Source organism: Spirillospora sp. NBC_01491, assembly GCF_036227065.1.
GTDB classification, from domain to species: domain Bacteria; phylum Actinomycetota; class Actinomycetes; order Streptosporangiales; family Streptosporangiaceae; genus Spirillospora; species Spirillospora xylanilytica.
Genome location: NZ_CP109432.1, coordinates 1706419 through 1723491, shown reverse-complemented (window position 1 = coordinate 1723491; position 17073 = coordinate 1706419). Strand labels below are relative to the sequence as shown.

General features: G+C 73.6%; 15 protein-coding genes. 7 read left to right on the top strand and 8 right to left on the bottom strand.

Annotation, left to right across the window (positions count from 1 at the left end):
• Window positions 1-168 precede the first annotated feature (168 nt).
• On the bottom strand, window positions 169-1224 hold the full coding sequence (locus tag OHA34_RS08590) for an SDR family oxidoreductase (protein ID WP_285940499.1): 1056 nt from the start codon (window positions 1222-1224) through the stop codon (window positions 169-171).
• Window positions 1225-1738: 514 nt separating this feature from the next.
• Between OHA34_RS08590 and qcrB the strand changes: the two genes are divergently transcribed.
• The gene (gene qcrB, locus OHA34_RS08585; RefSeq protein WP_329521273.1) at window positions 1739-3367 is read left to right on the top strand and encodes a cytochrome bc1 complex cytochrome b subunit; all 1629 of its coding nucleotides are present in this window, start codon (window positions 1739-1741) and stop codon (window positions 3365-3367) included.
• A 69-nt stretch (window positions 3368-3436) separates the two neighbouring features.
• Here qcrB and OHA34_RS08580 read toward each other — a convergent pair whose 3' ends face one another.
• The 7 genes from OHA34_RS08580 to OHA34_RS08550 all read right to left on the bottom strand — a co-directional run bounded on the left by OHA34_RS08580 (window position 3437) and on the right by OHA34_RS08550 (window position 11583).
• Window positions 3437-3835: an STAS domain-containing protein gene (locus OHA34_RS08580; protein WP_285940495.1), complete on the bottom strand. Its 399-nt coding sequence runs from the start codon at window positions 3833-3835 to the stop codon at window positions 3437-3439.
• A gap of 406 nt (window positions 3836-4241) precedes the next feature.
• Window positions 4242-5714, bottom strand: coding sequence for an aldehyde dehydrogenase family protein (locus OHA34_RS08575; protein ID WP_329521272.1), 1473 nt, complete (start codon window positions 5712-5714; stop codon window positions 4242-4244).
• Window positions 5707-6795, bottom strand: a complete 1089-nt coding sequence (locus OHA34_RS08570; RefSeq protein ID WP_329521271.1) for an ABC transporter ATP-binding protein — start codon at window positions 6793-6795, stop codon at window positions 5707-5709. The genes OHA34_RS08575 and OHA34_RS08570 overlap by 8 nt, the downstream gene beginning before the upstream one ends.
• A gap of 2 nt (window positions 6796-6797) precedes the next feature.
• Window positions 6798-7670 (bottom strand): carbohydrate ABC transporter permease, encoded by an 873-nt coding sequence (locus tag OHA34_RS08565; protein ID WP_285940489.1) that lies wholly within the window; start codon window positions 7668-7670, stop codon window positions 6798-6800.
• On the bottom strand, window positions 7670-8590 hold the full coding sequence (locus OHA34_RS08560) for a carbohydrate ABC transporter permease (RefSeq protein ID WP_285940487.1): 921 nt from the start codon (window positions 8588-8590) through the stop codon (window positions 7670-7672). Before OHA34_RS08560 ends, OHA34_RS08565 begins: the two co-directional genes overlap by 1 nt.
• Window positions 8591-8598: 8 nt before the next feature.
• Window positions 8599-9981 carry an ABC transporter substrate-binding protein gene (locus OHA34_RS08555; RefSeq protein ID WP_329521270.1) on the bottom strand — a complete coding sequence of 461 codons (1383 nt, stop codon included), beginning with the start codon at window positions 9979-9981 and terminating at the stop codon, window positions 8599-8601.
• Between the two features lie 54 nt (window positions 9982-10035).
• A complete protein-coding gene (locus OHA34_RS08550) occupies window positions 10036-11583 on the bottom strand; it encodes an N-acyl-D-amino-acid deacylase family protein (protein WP_329522382.1) in 1548 nt (515 codons plus the stop codon).
• Window positions 11584-11697: 114 nt separating this feature from the next.
• On the opposite strand from OHA34_RS08550, the gene OHA34_RS08545 reads away from it, so the two are divergent.
• From OHA34_RS08545 to OHA34_RS08520, 6 genes are read left to right on the top strand one after another with little or no spacing between them, the layout of a single operon-like run.
• Complete coding sequence (locus tag OHA34_RS08545) at window positions 11698-12441, top strand: IclR family transcriptional regulator (protein WP_285940484.1); 744 nt, start codon at window positions 11698-11700, stop codon at window positions 12439-12441.
• Between the two features lie 16 nt (window positions 12442-12457).
• Window positions 12458-13561 carry an alanine racemase gene (locus OHA34_RS08540; RefSeq protein WP_329521269.1) on the top strand — a complete coding sequence of 368 codons (1104 nt, stop codon included), beginning with the start codon at window positions 12458-12460 and terminating at the stop codon, window positions 13559-13561.
• Between the two features lie 25 nt (window positions 13562-13586).
• The gene (locus tag OHA34_RS08535; RefSeq protein ID WP_329521268.1) at window positions 13587-14540 is read left to right on the top strand and encodes a succinylglutamate desuccinylase/aspartoacylase family protein; all 954 of its coding nucleotides are present in this window, start codon (window positions 13587-13589) and stop codon (window positions 14538-14540) included.
• Entirely contained in the window at window positions 14530-15258 is a 729-nt protein-coding gene (locus tag OHA34_RS08530) for an MBL fold metallo-hydrolase (protein ID WP_285940479.1), read from the top strand. The genes OHA34_RS08535 and OHA34_RS08530 overlap by 11 nt, the downstream gene beginning before the upstream one ends.
• A 12-nt stretch (window positions 15259-15270) precedes the next feature.
• Complete coding sequence (locus tag OHA34_RS08525) at window positions 15271-16014, top strand: SDR family NAD(P)-dependent oxidoreductase (RefSeq protein ID WP_285940477.1); 744 nt, start codon at window positions 15271-15273, stop codon at window positions 16012-16014.
• A 9-nt stretch (window positions 16015-16023) separates the two neighbouring features.
• Window positions 16024-17064 carry a threonine aldolase family protein gene (locus OHA34_RS08520; RefSeq protein WP_329521267.1) on the top strand — a complete coding sequence of 347 codons (1041 nt, stop codon included), beginning with the start codon at window positions 16024-16026 and terminating at the stop codon, window positions 17062-17064.
• The last annotated feature ends 9 nt before the right edge of the window (window positions 17065-17073 follow it).

The window sequence follows — 17073 nt, the reverse complement described above, 5'->3', positions numbered from 1 at the left end:
ATGCATGAACCAGCTAGATTCCCCGGGCAGTCTCTAGGGAGGCACCCGGGCAGGTATGCGGATCGCAATGGCCGCGCGCGGCGCCCGGCGCGGACGGGATCGTCCCGGCAGCACGAAGGCCGGCGGCCTCGTGGGAACGAGGACCGCCGGCCTCCGGCAGCCGGTGCGTCAGCCGGGTGCGACCGGGGTCCGGCCGGCGAGGGCGGCCCGGGGTGCGGGCGGCCTCGGGCCGCGAACGGGCCGGACGTGCTCGCGGGAGATGTAGTCCAGGGCCGCCAGGAAGGCGGCCTCGACGCTCTCGGTGCTGGGCGCGGGCGGGCCTCCTTGGATCGTTCCAAGTGAGGTGGGGAACGGCGCGGCCCCGTCGAACATCACCGCGAGTCCGAGCAGCTCGGCCAGCCGGCCGTGCAGGTCCCCGGCGGCCCCGCCGGGCCGGGCCGCCCCCGCAAGCCGCCGGGCCGTCCGGGTGGAGGCCAGCCGCACCGGGGCCAGCCGCCGCCCGCCGCGCGCCGCCGCGTGCTCGGCCAGCTCGAACAGGCGCTGCGCCGTCGGCGCGTGCTCCCCGCTGGTCAGCCAGAACTCGCCGGTCGCCGCCAGATCGACCAGCGCCGCCAGCGCGCCCGCGACCACGTCGCTCGGGACGAAGTCGACCCGGTCGCCCGGCCCGCACGGCACCACCCCGCGCACCTGGTCGCGCAGGACCGAGCGCAGGAAGGCGTAGAACCCCTGGATCGGCGCCAGCGCGCCGGTGACCGAATCGCCGATCACCACCGACGGGCGGACGATCGCGGTGGGCAGCCCCGCCGCCCGCACCTGCTCCTCCGCCGCGATCTTGGAGGCGACGTAGGCGAGCGGCGACGCCGCGTCCGCGGCCTCCCGCTCGCGCGTGACGAAGGCGGTGGACAGGTACACCAGCCGGGCGCCCGCGGCGGCGGTGAACTCCAGGATCCGCTCGGTGCCGAGCACGTTGACCTCGTTGGTGCGCTCCGCGCCGACGCCGAAGTCGGTGACGGCCGCGCAGTGCACGACGGTGTCGACCTCGCCCAGCAGGCCGCGGTGCTCGGCGCCGCCGAGACCGAGCCCCGGCGCCGAGACGTCCCCGCGCAGCGAGACGCCGGACACGGCCCTGCGCCGCGTCAGCGCGATGACCCGGTGGCCGCGCAGCCGCGGCAGCAGGGCGCCGCCGACCACGCCGGACGCGCCGGTGAGAAGAATGGTGCTCATATTGGAATTACCGTCCCGGCCGGGCGCACAAAAGCCCGAATAGATGAAGACAATGGGAAAGTGGGAGAGCGGTGAATGCGGTGCGTTCATCGTATCGACCACGGCAATGGCGGGCCCCGCGACAACACGCCAAGGATCCTTGACCTCGGTGGGCTCCGGACCCCCGTCCAGGTGCGGATTCAACCGCCCGCCCGCAGATGACGATTCAACTAGTGAAAGCCCCGGGATAAACGCCGGGTTCGAATCATATTCGGGACCTTCGGCGGAGTGCCTTCCCCCGCACACCGCTCGGCGGGCGCACCGGCTCGCGTCCGCCGGTCGCCAAATCGGCCCATGCCGCGATGCGCCGCCGGGCGGCCCGGCGCGGCTGCGGCCACAGCCGCGCCGGGCCCGGCGCGGCTGCGGCGGCGCGGGGCCCGGCCGGGCTCGATGTCACGAATCGGGGGGCTCGTCCGGTCTTCATGTCGATGCCGCCCGTCCGCGGGCCCCCTTCGCACCGCAAGGAGAACACGCCGTGTCCCCTCGGTCGCAACGTCCGCAACCCCCGCCCCGGGCCCTCGCCTCACTCGGCCGGGCCGTGGACGAGCGGTTCGGCGGAGCCGCGTTCCTGCGCACGTCGATGCGCAAGGCGTTCCCCGACCACTGGAGCTTCCTGCTCGGCGAGATCGCGATGTACGCGTTCGCGATCATCCTGCTGACCGGGGTGTTCCTGACCCTGTTCTTCAAGCCCGGGATGGCCGAGGTCGTCTACGACGGGTCCTACGAGCCGCTGCGCGGGGTGCGGATGAGCGAGGCGTACGCCTCCACCCTGCGGATCAGCTTCGACGTCCGCGGCGGGCTGCTGGTCCGGCAGATCCACCACTGGGCGACGATCATCTTCATGGCCGCCATCTGCGTCCACCTGCTCCGCAACTTCTTCACCGGCGCGTTCCGCAAGCCGCGCGAGCTCAACTGGCTGATCGGGATCGGGCTGTTCGTGCTGGTCATGCTGAACGGCCTGTTCGGCTACTCGCTGCCCGACGACCTGCTGTCGGGCACCGGCCTGCGCATCCTGGAGGGCGTCGTCGTCTCGCTGCCGCTGGTCGGCAGCTACGCGCTGATGTTCCTGTTCGGCGGCGAGTTCCCCGGCGACCTCATCGTCCCGCGCCTGTACATCGTCCACATCCTGCTGATCCCGGGCATCCTGCTCGCGCTCATCCCGCTGCACGCCATCGTGCTCACCTGGCGGCAGACGCACACGCAGTTCCCGGGGAAGGGCAGCGGCAACCGGACCGTCCGCGGCTACCCGTTCTTCCCCGTCTTCATCGCCAAGACCACCGCGTTCTTCCTCTGGGTCTTCGCCGCGACGGCGCTGCTGGCCACGTTCTTCCAGATCAACCCGGTCTGGCTGTTCGGCCCGTACGACCCCGGCGCGATCAGCTCGGGCTCCCAGCCCGACTGGTACATGGGCTGGCTGGAGGGCGCGCTGCGGATGATGCCCGCCTGGGAGGTCACCGCGTTCGGGCACACCCTGCCCCTCAGCGTCCTCGTCCCCGCGCTGGTCGTCCCGGGGCTGCTGTTCACCGGCCTGGCGCTCTACCCGTTCCTGGAGCGGTGGGTCACCGGTGACCACCAGATCCACCACCTGCTGGACCGGCCGCGCGACGTTCCCGCCCGCACCGGCATCGGCGCCGCCGGCGTCACCTTCTACGGCGTCCTGTGGATCGCGGGCGGCAACGACGTCCTCGCGCACACCTTCCACGTCCCGCTGTACTGGACCACCTGGATCTTCCGGATCGCGGTCCTGCTCGGCCCGGTGCTCGCCTACACCGTCGCCTACCGGATCTGCCTGGGGCTCCAGCGGCGCGACGCCGACCTCGTCGCCCACGGGCTGGAGACCGGTGTCGTCAGGCGGCTCCCGAGTGGACGGTACGTCGAGGTCGAACGGCGGCTCACCTCCGCCGAGACCGCCGCGATCACCGACCCGCGCCCGGCCCCGGCGGTCAGGATGGGGGACCGGCCGGAACACGACGGGGTCACGCCTCCCGAGACCCGCACCGCCCTCGGCCGGGCGAGGCTCGCCCTCAACCGCCGCTTCGCGGCCGACCTCGCGCAGCCGCCCCGGCGCTCCGAGGACACCGAGATCGGCCCGCCGCGAAAGTGACGGGGCCGCGAGAGTGAACGGGCCGCGAAAGTGACGGGCCGCGAGAGCGAACCGGGCGAGGCGGGCGGGTCAGCCGAGGCGGGCGGACGAGCCGGTCAGCGCGGCGAGTGCGGTGTGCCGGTCGGGGGCGATCGCGACGCGCCGCGCCAGGCCGGCCACGTCGCAGACCCGCCGGACGATGCCGCGGGACGGCAGGACGACCCACATCGGCACGCCCAGCTCGCCCGCCCGCGCCTGCGCGCGGAAGATCAGGTTCGGCCCGGTGGAGTCGCAGAAGGCGCAGTCGCCCAGGTCGATGATCAGGGTCGGCACCCCCGAGTCGAGGAGGTCCAGCGTCTGGGCGAGGATCGTCTCGCCGTTGCTCAGGTCCACTTCGGCGGGGAAGGTCACCACCCCGCCAGCAGCGCTGTGCTCCACTCGCGCCCTATCGAGGTTCATCACCGTGTGCTCCTGCGCCAAGATCGCCATTGGTCCCAACGTCCCGTTCCCCACTTCGGTGGGGTCCTGCTGTGACTGTAAGCCCCAAACCTGGGCGAAACCTGAAAGAAATGGTCAAGCCTGAGCGATGGCGGTGCGGGACCGGCGGCCGGCCTCCGGTCCCGCCGGTGTCACCGCACGGGCTGGTCCGGTGCCGCGATGCCGGCCCCGGTCCCCCCGGCCGCAGGCCGGGGGGACCGCGGGAGCGGAGAAGAGGACACCTGACGCTCCCGGTGGTTCGGGGGATCCGAGCCCGCGCTCAGCGGGTGCCGGCCCGGCCGAGGGCGTGCGGAGGAGGACCCGGGTGAACCATGGCCTCAGCCTCCCTCTTCATGATCATGTGAGACGGGTAAGCTAGCAGCGTCCCCGGGCCCCGGCAACCCCGGAGGGAGCGCGTTCAGCGCCAGGGGGAGGGCAGGTCGATGGAGATCGACTGGAGCTCGGTCACCACCTGCGCGGCGTGCCGGCCGCCCAGCCTGCCGTGCCCGCTGGCGCGGCCGGGGGCACCGCCGAACGGCAGGTGCAGCTCCCAGTAGTTGCTGTGGTCGTTGACCGTCACCTGGCCGGTCCGGAGCCGGCCCGCCACGGCGAGCGTCCGGTCCAGGTCGCGGCCGAAGACGGCGGAGCTGAGGCCGAAGCTCCCGGCGTTGGCCGCCGCCACGATCGCCTCGGTGTCGTCCGCGACCGCCAGGACGGGGGCGATCGGGCCGAAGGTCTCCTCCCGCATCACCTCGGCGTCCGGGGCGACGCCCGCCAGCACGGTCGGCCGCCAGTACAGTCCGGTCGGCCGGTCCGTCAGCGGGGCCCCGCCGAACGCGGTCCGCGCGCCCCGGGCCTCGGCGTCGGCGACGTGCCGCGCCATCGTGGCGGCGACCCCGGCGTTGTGCACCGGGCCCATGGTGGTCCCGGGCTCGAACGGTGAGCCGACGACCTCCCGGCGGGCGTGCTCGACGAGCCGGGCGGTGAGCTCCCCGGCGATGGACCCGGCTGCGATGATCCGGCCGGCCGCCGAGCACGACTGGCCCGAGTTCATGAACGCCGAGGACGCGATCGCGGCGGCGGCCCGGTCGAGGTCGGCGTCGGGGAGCACGACGATGGGCCCGTTGCCGCCCAGCTCCATCAGCTGGGACTTGCCCGCCGCGAGCGCCGCGATCTCGGCGCCGGTCCGGGAGCTGCCGGTGAAGCACACGCCGGCCACACCGGGGTGCGAGACCAGCAGCCGGGCGGGCGCCACGTCCGGGCCGGTGACGAGGTTGACCAGTCCCGCCGGGACGCCCGCCTCCTCGACGCAGCCGAACAGCGCGGCGGCGACGGCGGCGGTGGACGGCGCGGGCCGCCACACCACGGCGTTCCCGTTGGCCAGCAGCGGGCCGAGGTACTCCACCGGGATGTTCACCGGGAAGTTGAACGGCGTGATCGCCGCGAACACCCCGCGGGGCTTGCGGGTGGTCAGCACCAGCTTGGCGCCGTCCCGCACCGGGACGGTCTCGCCGCCGAGCCGTTTGGCCTCCTCCGCGGCGAGCCGGAACCCCTGCGCGGCCAGCATGATCTCGCCTTCGGCCTGGGCGAGCGGCTTGCCGTGCTCCAGTGAGAGCAGCGGGGCGATGCCGGCGGCGCGGGCCTCGATGACCGTGGCGACGCGGTGGCACCAGTCGGCCCGGGTGAACGCCGTCTCCTGCCGGTTGGCCTCGAACGCCTCGCCCGCCGCGGCCACGGCGGCCTCGACGTCGGGCTCGGCGGCGCGGGCCAGGCGCGCGAACCGCTCGCCCGTCACCGGGCTGACCGCCTCGTACACCGCCCCGCCGGTCGCCGGCCGGGCCTGCCCGCCGATGTGCAGCAGGCCCTCGTCGATCGTCGTGCCGTCAGCCATTCCGGCCTCCTGTCATCGCGTCCTCCAGGGCGATCGCGGCGCCGTCGCCGGAGTCGAACAGATGCGCCTTCCCCTTGCCGATCTCCATGGTGACCGGTGCGTCCCCGTCGAGGTCGACGTCGGGTCCGGTCCGGGCCACGACGTCCCCGAACGGGAAGGCCGCCACCACGATCGCCTCCACGCCGAGCCGCTCGACCATGCGGACCCGGCCGGGGGCGCCCTCCGCCGCGGGCGTCAGCGTGACGTCCTCGGGGCGGACGCCGAGCGTGACGTTCTCCCGGGCGGGCCGCGACCAGCCGACCGGGATCGACAGCCCGTCCCGGGTGAAGGAGCCGTCGCCGCCGAGGCCGCCGGTGATGAAGTTCATCGACGGGGTGCCGACGAACCCCGCCACGAACCGGTTGGCGGGCCGCCGGTACAGGTCCAGCGGCCTGGCGTCCTGCTGGACGAGGCCGCCGTTCATGACCACGACCTGGTCGGCCATGCTCATCGCCTCGCCCTGGTCGTGGGTCACGTAGACGAAGGTCCCCTTCAGCTTCTTCTGGAGCTCGCGCAGGCTGATCCGCATGTCGGCGCGCAGCTTGGCGTCCAGGTTGCTCAGCGGCTCGTCCAGCAGGAACACGTTCGGCCGCCGGACGATCGCGCGGGCCAGCGCGACCCGCTGCTGCTGGCCGCCCGAGAGCTGCCGGGGGCGGCGGCGCAGCAGCGGCGTGATGCCGAGCATCTCCGCGGCCTCGTCGACGCGCTCCCGGATCTCCGCGGCGGGGGTCTTGCGGAGCTTGAGGGCGAAGGCGATGTTGTCCTCGACCGTGCGGTTCGGGTAGAGCGCGTACGACTGGAACACCATGGCGACGTCGCGCTTGTGCGGCGCGAGGTCCTGCACCTCCTCGCCGTCGAACAGGATCTTCCCGCCGGACGGCTCCTCCAGGCCGGAGATCATGTTGAGCGTCGTGGTCTTGCCGCAGCCGCTCGGCCCGAGCAGCACCGTGAAGCTGCCGTCCTCGATGGTCAGGTCGATCGAGTCGACGATCAGTGATTCGCCGAACCGCTTGCTGACCTGCTTGAGCTCGATACCGGACACCGTCACACCTTTCCGACGCCTGAAGTCAGGCCACGCACGAGGAACCGCTGCGAGATGAGCGCGAGCAGCATGGTGGGCAGGGCCGCCAGCAGGGTGCCGGCCGCCATGATCCCGAAGGACTGCTCGCGGACGTTGTAGAGACCGGAGATCGCCGGCTGGATCAGCATGGCGTCGGTCCGCGAGTTGAGGACCAGCGCGAACAGGAAGTCGTTCCACGACACCATGAACGAGAACAGGCCCACGCTGATCAGGCCGGGCCGGGCCAGCGGCAGCACCACCCGGTAGAACACCTGCCACCGGGTGCAGCCGTCGATCATGGCGGCCCGGTCCACCTCGATCGGGATCCCCTTGAAGAACGAGCGCATCATCCACACCGAGAACGGGACCGTGAAGCTCAGGTGCGCGATCACGATGCCGGCGTTGGAGTCGGTCAGGTTCACCGAGCGCAGGATCACGTAGAAGGGGACGACCAGCGCGAAGACCGGCACGAGCTGGGTGCCGAGCAGCAGCCCCGGGACGACCCGGGAGCCGGGGAACCGGAACCGCGCGAACGCGTACCCGCCCATGCTGCCGATCACGATGTTCAGCAGCGCCACGAAGAACGCCACCACCGCGCTGTTCTGGATCCCGGGAATGATCAGGTCGCTGGGGCTGGACGCGGGGGCCGAGCTGAACAGCGAGTCGAAGATCTTCTCGAAGCTGCCGAAGTCCATCGCGGGGATCCACCGCGGGGGAGTGGCCAGTGAGTCGGCCTTGGAGGTCAGCGCGACGAGGAGGAGGAAGTAGAAGGGCAGCAGCACCCACAGCAGCAGGGCCGTCACCACGATCACCCGCAGGGCGCGCGACACCAGGCGCCCCCGGGTTCGGCCGGTCATCACTCGTGCCGCCCCTTCCTGGAGCGCCCGCGGATGCAGAGCGCGGTCAGCGCGGCGAGGACCACCATCGCCAGCGTCATCAGATAGAAGATCGCCGCGCCGCGGCCGAGGTCGAGGTCGCGGAACGCGGTGGTGTAGCCCCACCACGACAGCAGGGTGGTCTCGGTGCCGGGGCCGCCGCCGGTGAGGACGTAGATCAGCGCGAACGCCAGGAACGCGTTGATCAGGGCGAGCACCGCCACCACCAGCACGGTGTCGCGGATCCACGGCAGGGTGACGAAGAAGAACCGGCGCACCGGCCCGGCGCCGTCGATCCGGGCGGCCTTGTGCAGGTCCTCGGGCACCGTCTGGAGCGCGCCCAGGATGAGCAGCGTCGCGAACGGCACCAGGCTCCACACGAACGCGACCGCCATGACGGTCAGCGCCACCTGCCCGGAGGCGAACCAGGCGACGTAGTCGTCGATCACCCCGGCCTGCTTGAGCGCGCCGTTCAGCGGCCCGAACGTCGAGTTGAAGATCCAGCCGAAGGTGAGCGCGAGCGTGATCTGGGACAGCGACCAGGGCAGGATCAGCACGCCCCGGACCACCGACCGGCCGCGGAACTCCTGGTTGAGGGCCAGCGCGAAGACCGTCCCGAGCAGCAGCGTCCCGGCGATGACCGCGGCGGCGAACAGCACCGTCCGGCCGAGCGAGGGCATGAAGATCGGGTCGGTCAGCACCGACCGGTAGTTGTCCAGGCCGACCCACTCGGCCCGGCCCCGGCTGCCGAGGGTCTGGTCGTGCAGGCTGACCCAGAACGAGTACACGAGGGGGTAGGCCAGCAGCGCGACCGTGACGAGCAGCGCGGGCGCGGCCATGCCCATGCCGAACCGCGCGTCGCCGCGCCGCGCGGCCCCGCGGGCCGCTCTCGGGGACCTCACCGCGGCCGTCATTTCTGTTCCGCCACGAAATCGCTCATCTCCGTGAGCCCCTCGTCCGGCGACTTCTTGCCGAGCACGACCTCCTGGAGGGTGGCGCAGGCCATGTCGCCGAACTTCGGGTACCACTTCTTGTTGGTGACCGGGCCGAGGGGGACGGCCTTGGCGAGCTGCTCGGTGAGCGCGTCGACGTCGGCCCACTTCGCCCAGGAGGCCAGCACGGCCGGGTCGCGGTCGACGCTCTTGTAGCCGCTGGACAGCCCGAGCGCGATCGCGACCAGGTTCTTCGGCACGTGGTACGAGCCGTCCCGGCCGGGCCCGCCCAGGTAGCTCATCGCGGTCGCCGCGTGCTCGCGGCTCCTGATCGCGTACGACAGCATCCAGTGCGCGCCGAACCCGTGCGTCTGGCGGGTCCGGCCGGGGATGAGCACGTTCTTGATCGCCTTGGCCGCGCGGCTCTGCTCGGGGTCCCTCCAGCCGACGATCTGCGCCTGGTAGCGCAGTGAGAAGCTGCTCTTGCCGCCGCCGAAGATGTTGGTGATGCCGCCGTAGTCGGTGGTGAGCAGGTCCTTGGGGACCAGGCCCTCGGAGTAGAGGGTCCGCCAGCGCTCCAGGGTGGCCCGCGCGACGGCGTTCCCCTTCAGGTTCGGCGCGGCGTCCTGGCCGAACAGGTCCCCGCCGCCCTCGGAGGCGCACTCGGCGGCGAACTGGTGCCAGGCGAGGAACGCGTACTTGATCCAGTAGGGCGAGTACGGGACGGCGCTCACCCCCTTGGCCTTCAGCTCGCGCGCCTGCTCCAGGAACTCCTCCCAGGTCGCGGGCGGGCCCGCGCCGATCTTCTGGAGGTGCTCGGTGTTGACCGCGAACAGCTCGGCGCCCTGGAAGTAGGGGAGTGCGTAGAGCTTGCCGTCCGGGCTCCTGAGCGAGTCGGCGACGCCCGGGTTCATGTCGGCGAGCAGCCCGCCGATGCCCGGCAGGTCGTCCAGCGAGGTGATCCACCGGTTCTTCGACCAGGACTCCAGGTAGCCCTCGTCGGCGGACAGCACGTCGTAGGACACGTTGCCGCCGGCGAGCTGCTGGTTGGTGACCGTCAGGTAGTCCTGCGCCACGTAGGACGTGCCGAGTTTCAGCGGCTTGTAGTGGGCGTTGAAGTACTCGACGTAGGGCGCGAACAGCGGGCCCACCGCGGCGTCGTGGTGCATGTTGAGCTCGGTGACCGGCCCGGACCGCTCCCGGGAGGAGCAGCCGGTGAGCAGCGCGCCGCCGCCGATCGCGCCGAGGCCCGCGACGGCGCCGAACGCGGCCGAGCCGCGCAGGAAGGACCGCCGGGTCACCGGGGCCGCCGTCGGCGGGGGCGCCGGCGGCCTGGCGGGCGGATGGTCACTGGAAGCCATGGGCTGCTCCGTTCCGGTCCATGCGGGGGGTCCGCGGGGGGTTCGCGGGGGCGATCACGACGCGCGCAGCACCCGGCCCGGACGACGGCCGGTGAGCCGGGCGTCGGCGAGCACGGGAAGGCCGTTCACGAAGACCCATCGCACCAGGTCAGGGTAGGTGTCGGCGGGGAGCGCCGCGGCGCCTGCCGCCGCCCTCCCCGGGTCGGCGATGACGATGTCGGCGTAGGCCCCGGGCCGGAGCGTGCCGCGGCCCGCCAGCCCGAGCCGGCGCGCGGGGGCGGTGGACAGGTGCCGCACGGCGCGGTCCAGGGAGGTCCGGCCGAGCAGCGCGGGGGCCAGCACCGCGATGGTGCTGCCGAGGTTGCGGGGGTGCTCGTGCCGGGCCTCTCCGGCGGTCATCAGCCAGCCGTCGCTGCCGTGCATCGCGGCCGGATGCGCCGAGACGCTGGCCAGGTCGTCCTCCGACGCGGCCGGGACGATCATCGTGAGCCGGTCGCCCTCGTCCAGGATCAGGCCGAGCAGGGTCTCGGCCGGGGCCCGCCCGTCGGCGTCCGCGATGGCGGTGAGCGGCAGGCCCGAGACGTCCGGGCGGGTGCGGGAGCGGCCGATGATGATCTCGTCCGTCCGGAACTGCGACGAGGTGTCCAGGTGGCGCAGCAGGTCCCGGCGCGCGGCGCCCCCGGCGGCCCGCTCGCGCAGCCCCGCCCAGCCGCCGTCCAGCGAGCCGGGCGGCAGCAGGCTGGAGACGCCGGTGCTGCCGGAGGTGTAGGGGTAGTAGTCGACGGCGACCTCGGTGATCCCGCGCGCGTTGGCCTCGTCGACCATCGCGAGGGTGTCCTTCGTGCGGCCCCAGTTGGCCTTGCCGAGCGCCTTGTGGTGCGAGATCTGCAACGCGACGCCCGCGCCCTCGGCGGTGGCGATCGCCTCCGCGACCGACTCGGCCAGCCCGTCCCGCTCGTCCCGCAGGTGGGTGGCGTACAGCCGTCTGGACCGGTGCACCGGCGCGAGGACGGCGCGGATCTCGTCGGCGAGCGCGAACCGTCCCGGCGCGTAGACCAGGCCGGTGGAGACGCCGAACGCGCCCTGTTCCAGGGAACGTTCCACCAGGCGCCGCATCGCGTCCGCCTCGCCGGCGTCCGGCGGCGCCGGGCGGGATCCCACCACGTGCTCGCGCACCGCGCCGAGCCCGACGAGCGGCGCCACGTTCAGGGCCGGGCGGCGGGACTCCAGGTCCGCTGCGTAGGAGTCCAGGTCCGCCCATCCCGCCTCGACCCGGGAGCTGAAGAACGAGCCGAACCCGACGCAGCCGCGCGGCAGCGGGAACGGGGAGAACCCGCAGTTCCCGGTCACGTCGGTGGTGACGCCCTGGTGGATTCGGGCCGGCGCGGCGGGGTGGTAGCCGAGGGTGAAGTCGCTGTGGGTGTGCATGTCGACGAAGCCGGGCAGCACCAGCAGACCGTTGGCGTCGACCGCGGTCGCGCCGGCCGGCGGTGCGATCCGCGGCGCGGACGCGAGCACCCGGTCGCCGTCGATCAGCAGGTCGAGCACCGCGTCGGTCCCGGTGTCCGGGTCGACCACGCGGCCCCCGTGGATGAGCGTCACCAAGCCGTTCGTTCCATTCTGTGGGATGGCGTTCCGTTTGATGGGATGATGTGGCAACATAGCCATGCTTCTGATTCCAGGTCAAGGTTTCGATCCCCTCGCACAGGAGGCGCAGTGGTCCAGGTGGTCGACCGTGTCGGCGCGCTGCTCGGCGCGTTCTCCCAAGAGCGACCGGTACTGGGACTGGCGGAGTGCGCGGAACGGTCCGGGCTGAGCAAGAGCTCGGCCCACCGGCTGCTCACCAGCCTGGTCGAGATCGGGTTGCTCGAACGCGACGCCGCGGGGAACTGGCAGATAGGAGAGCTGCCGCTCCGGCTCGCCGCGATCAGGCTGTCGCACCGCAACATGCGGCTGGAGGTGGTCGCCGCGCTGGTGCACCTCGGCCAGCGCTTCCAGGCCGCCACCGCCTTCTCGGTGCCGAACGGCGGCGAGATGGTCTACGTCGAGCGCACCGACAGTGTCATCCCGTTCGCTCCGAGCGTCCGGCTCGGCAGCACCGCGCCGATGTGGACCGGCGCGGCCGGCCGCGCGGTGCTGTCCCTGCTCGAACCCCCTCTGCGGGAGGCGCTGTGCGACTCGCCGGAGTGGACCGCGCTCGGCGACGGCGCCCGGGCCCGGATCACGTCGGAGGTCGCGGGCGCCGCAGGGCGCGGCTACTCGGTGGACCGGGGCGAGTTCTTCGACGGCGTCGCGGGCGTCGCGGTCGCGCTCCGCCGCTCGGGCGAGCCCGTCGCCGCGGTCAGCCTGATCGTGTCGCCGGAGCGGATGACGCCCGCGCTCGAGCGGGAGATGGGCGAGGCGCTGCGGCACCTCGTCGACAAGATCACGCGCGGGACGACCCTGCCCGCGACGGACTGAGCGGAAGGCGAGCACCATGTGGCAAGCGGCCCGTGCGGACCGGGGACGGCAGACCCCGTTCCTCGCCGTCGATCACCCCCGGCTGATCGGCAACATCCGGGACATGGCCGGGCGCGTCGCCCGGCGCGGCGGCGCCTCGACGCCCCATCTCAAGACGCACAAGAACCTCCAGATCGCGCGGGCCCAGGTCGCCGCGGGCGCCACGGCGGCGACGGTCGCGACCGTCGCCGAGGCGCACCTGGCGTTCGACGCGGGCTTCGAGTCCGTGCTGTTCGCCTACCCGCCGTTCCCCGGCGGGCGGCTGCGGGCCCTTCCCGAGCTCGCCGAACGCGGCCGGGTCGCGGTCACCTGCCACAGTGCCGAACAGGTCGCGCTGCTGGCCGGCCTCGGTGGCGCCTACGACGTCTACTGGGAGGTCGACTCGGGCACCGGGCGGCTCGGCACCGCGCCCGGCGAGCCCACCGCGGCCGCCGCCGCGTCCGCGCGGTTCGGCGACAGGGTGCGGCTGCGCGGGCTGATGACCTTCGCCGGGCACGCGTACGGCGCGCGCGCCCCCGAGGAGCTGGTCGCGGTGCGCGACCAGCAGGACCGGGCGCTGTTCGACAGCCGCGCCGCGCTCGCCTCCCGCGGGATCGACGTGCCGGTCCGCAGCGTCGGCGTCACCCCGCTGGCCCCGGTCGATTCGGGCGAGGCCGAGGAGTACCGGTACGGCAACTACGTCTTCTACGACGCCACGCAGGTCGCGCTGGCCGAGACGGCACCGGGCGGCCCAGGGCTCGACGACTGCGCGCTCGCGGTGATCAGCACCGTGGTGGACGCGCCGTCCGAGGGGAGGCTGGTCCTGGACGCGGGTGCCAAGAGCCTGCCCGCCGAGAAGATGACCAGCCTGTCCAGCGGTTTCGGGGCGGTCGCCGGCCACCCCGACATCGTCATCGACAAGCTCTACGAGGAGCACGGGCTGGCCTCCCGCGGCGCCGGATCGCGGGATCTGAAGCCCGGCGACCGGGTCGCGGTGATCCCCAACCACGCCTGCACGGCGGTCAACCTCTTCCACCAGTACGCCGTCTACGACGCTTCCTCGTTCGTGGAGACCTGGCCCATCCAGGCCCGCCGGCGCTGACGTCCCCTAGGAGAACGGAGCCACCATGGCCCTGGTGATCGACCGGCTGACGGCCGGCGGCCTGACGCTGGAGGCGGCGCGCCTCGGCGGCGGGCCCGGACCGCGGATCGCGGTCCTCGGCGGCGTGCACGGGGACGAGCTGGAGGGCGTTCTCGCCGCGCAGCGGCTGATCGGCGCGCTCGGCACCCGGACCCTGCACGGCACGGTGACCGTGCTGCCCCTGGCCAACCCGCCCGCCCTCACGGCCGGGACCCGGGCCGGCGCCGACGACGAGAACCTCGCGCGGGTCTTCCCCGGTGTCGCGGACGGGACCCTGAGCGCGCGGATCGCGCACGCGATCAGCGCCGGCCTCATCGCCGACTGCGACCTGCTCATCGACCTGCACTCGGCGGGCCGCCGCTACCGGATGCCGCCCCTGTGCGGCCTGCCCGCCAAGGGGACGGTCGGCGGGCGTCCGCTGCTGGACGTCGCGCGCACGACGGCGTTCCCGTTCCTGTGGGCGCACGGCTCCGTCGCCCCCGGACGCTCGGTCAGCCACGCCGAGGCGCTGGGCAAGCCGTGGGTCTACTTCGAGTGCGGTGGCGGCGGCGCGCTGCGCGAGCACGACATCGACCGGTACGTGACGAGCGTGCTGCGGCTGCTGGCCGAGGTCGGCGTGCTCGACGCGGAGCCGGCGCCCGCACCGGCCGCGCCGCAGGTGGTCGTCCGGGACGGCGACGGCAACACCGACGACGGCATCGTCCTCGGGGCGTCCGGCCTGTTCGTGACGCGGTGCGCCGCGGGCGACGCGGTCACCGGCGGGCAGATCCTCGGAACGGTCCACGGCCCGGACGGGGCGGTGCTGGAGACCGTCCGGGCCGCCGCCGGGGGATACGTGATGATGCTGAGGCACGACTTCGAGGTCGCCGCGGGCGACGTCGCCGCGATCGTGGCCGGGACGGGCGGCGGGGCCGGGACGGGCGGCGACGGTGCGGCTTGACGGCACCGTCGACCTCGTCGGCGGCGGACGGCTCGGCCCGGGGCTCAGCAACCCCTACGACAGCAACGTCTACCTGCTGCGCACCGGCGAGGGGGCCTGGCTGGTCGACACCGGCTGCGGCCTCGGCCGCGCCGAGCTGGCGGCGCGGGTGTCCGGCGCGCTGGACGGGCGGGCACCTGCCGGTGCCGTGCTCACCCACGCCCACCCCGACCACGCGGGCGGCGCGGCCGGCCTCGTGGACGATCTCGGCATCCCCGTCCTCGCCGGCGCCGGGACCGCCCGCCTCGTCCGGGTCGGCGACCACGACCGGCTCGGGCTCACCGCCGCGCTGCGCGCGGGCCTGTACCCCGCCGGCTACCGGTTCGCGGCCTGCGCGGCGGTGGCCGGCATCGAGGCGGGGACGGTCCCGGGCGCGGGCGGCCTGCGCGCGCTGCCGACGCCGGGGCACTGCGAGGACCACACCGCCTACGTGTTCACCGGCGGGGACGGAACGACGTACGCCTTCACCGGCGACCTGGTCTTCGCCAGGGGCCGGGTGGTGGTGGCCGCCGACAGCGACGTGCGGCTGCTGCGCCGGTCGCTGGAGGCCGTCCTGGCCGAGCGGCCCGACGTGCTGCTGCCCGGCCACGGGACGCCCGTGCTGTCGGACGCCCGCTGGCATCTCGAGCGGGCGCTCGAGGCCTTCGACCAGGGCCGGTTGCCGGCCGCCTTCGGCTGACCAGGAGGAACCATGAGACGAAGCGTGATCGTCACCGGCGGCGGGGGCGGCATCGGCTCCGCGATCACCCGCCGGCTCGCCGCCCCGGACCGGACCGTCGTGGTCTTCGAGCACGCGCCGCGCCCGGACCTGCGCGCGGGCCTCGGCGACGGCGTCGAGGTGATGGCGGTGGACGTCGCCGACCCGGTGGCGATCGCCGCCGCGGTACGGGACGCCGCCGCCGAGCACGGCCCGCCGGAGATCCTGGTGAACTGCGCCGCGATCACCGGCGTCCCGGCCAAGGCGTCGCTGCTGGACACCGGCGACGAGCTGCTGCGGCGCATCCTGGACGTCAACACCGTCGGCCCGTTCGTCTGCGCCCGCGAGGCGGCCCGGCACATGGTCGCCCAGGGGAGCGGCACCATCGTCAACGTCGGCTCGATCGCCGCCCACCGCGGCCAGCTCGACGCGTCCGCCTACACCGTCAGCAAGTCGGCGATGGTCGGGCTGACCCGCTCGCTCGCCATGGAGCTCGGCCCGCACGGCGTGCGGGTGGTGCAGGTGGACCCCGGCGACATCAGCACCCCGGGCAGCGACCACCTGGTCGAGCTGATCGGCGCCGACCGGATGCGGTCCGGCGTCTCCGGCCTGCCGCCGCTCGGCCGGCGCGGCCGGCCCGAGGAGATCGCGGAGGTCGTGCACTTCCTGTGCTCGCCGGGGGCGTCGTTCGTCTCCGGCACCCAGATCGTCGTCGACGGCGGATACCTCGGCGGATAGGAGGACCCGATGACAGTGATCGACCTGCGGTCGGACGTGCTCACGCGGCCCACGACCGGCATGCTGAACGCGATGACCAGCGCGCCCCTGGGCGACGAGCAGCTGCGCGAGGACCCGACCGTCCTCGCGCTGGAGGAGGAGCTCGTCGAGCTGTTCGGCCAGGAGGCGGCCGTCTTCGTGCCGAGCGCCACCATGGCCAACCAGCTCGCGCTGCTGTGCCAGGTGGGGCGCGGCCAGGAGATCCTGGGGGAGCAGGGCAGCCACATGTTCCGGTACGAGGCGGGCGGCCCGGCGTTCCTCGCCGGCGCGGTCGTCACCGGCCTGCCCGGCGCCGCCGGCGTCTTCACCGCCGCGCAGGTGCGGGAGACCGCCCAGACCGGCGACTCCGAGCACCGGCCGAGGACCGCCCTGGCGCTCGTCGAGGACACCCACAACGTGTCCGGCGCCCGCGTCTGGCCGCTCCCGGCCCTGGACGAGATCTACGACGCCTGCGCCGGGCTCGGCATCGCGGTGCACATCGACGGCGCCCGGATCTTCAACGCCGCCGTCGCCCGCGACGCGCCGGTCGCGGCGGCCACGTCCCGGGCCGCGACCGTCGCGGTGTGCTTCACCAAGGGGCTGGGCTGCCCCGCCGGCGCCGCACTGGTCGGTCGCGCCGGGACGCTCGCCCCGGCGCGCCGCCTCCGCCAGATGCTGGGCGGCTCGCTCCGCCAGGCCGGGGTGCTGGCCGGGGCCGCCCGCTACGCGCTGGAGCACCACGTGCGGCGGCTGGCCGACGACCACGCCAACGCCCGCGAGCTCGCCGCCCGGCTGGCCGGGGCGGGGCTGCCGGTGGACCCCGCGGCCACCGAGACCAACTTCGTCTTCATGGACGTCTCGGCGTCGGGCCTCGCCCGCGACGACGCCCGCGAGCGGCTGGCGCGCGAAGGCGTGCTCTGGTCGAACGCCCACCATCCGGGCACGCTGCGCGCCGTCACCCACCTGGACGTCACGGCGTCCGACGTCCGCACGGCGGCCGACCGCACCGTCAAGGCCCTCCGTCCCCCCTGAGCCGCAGGG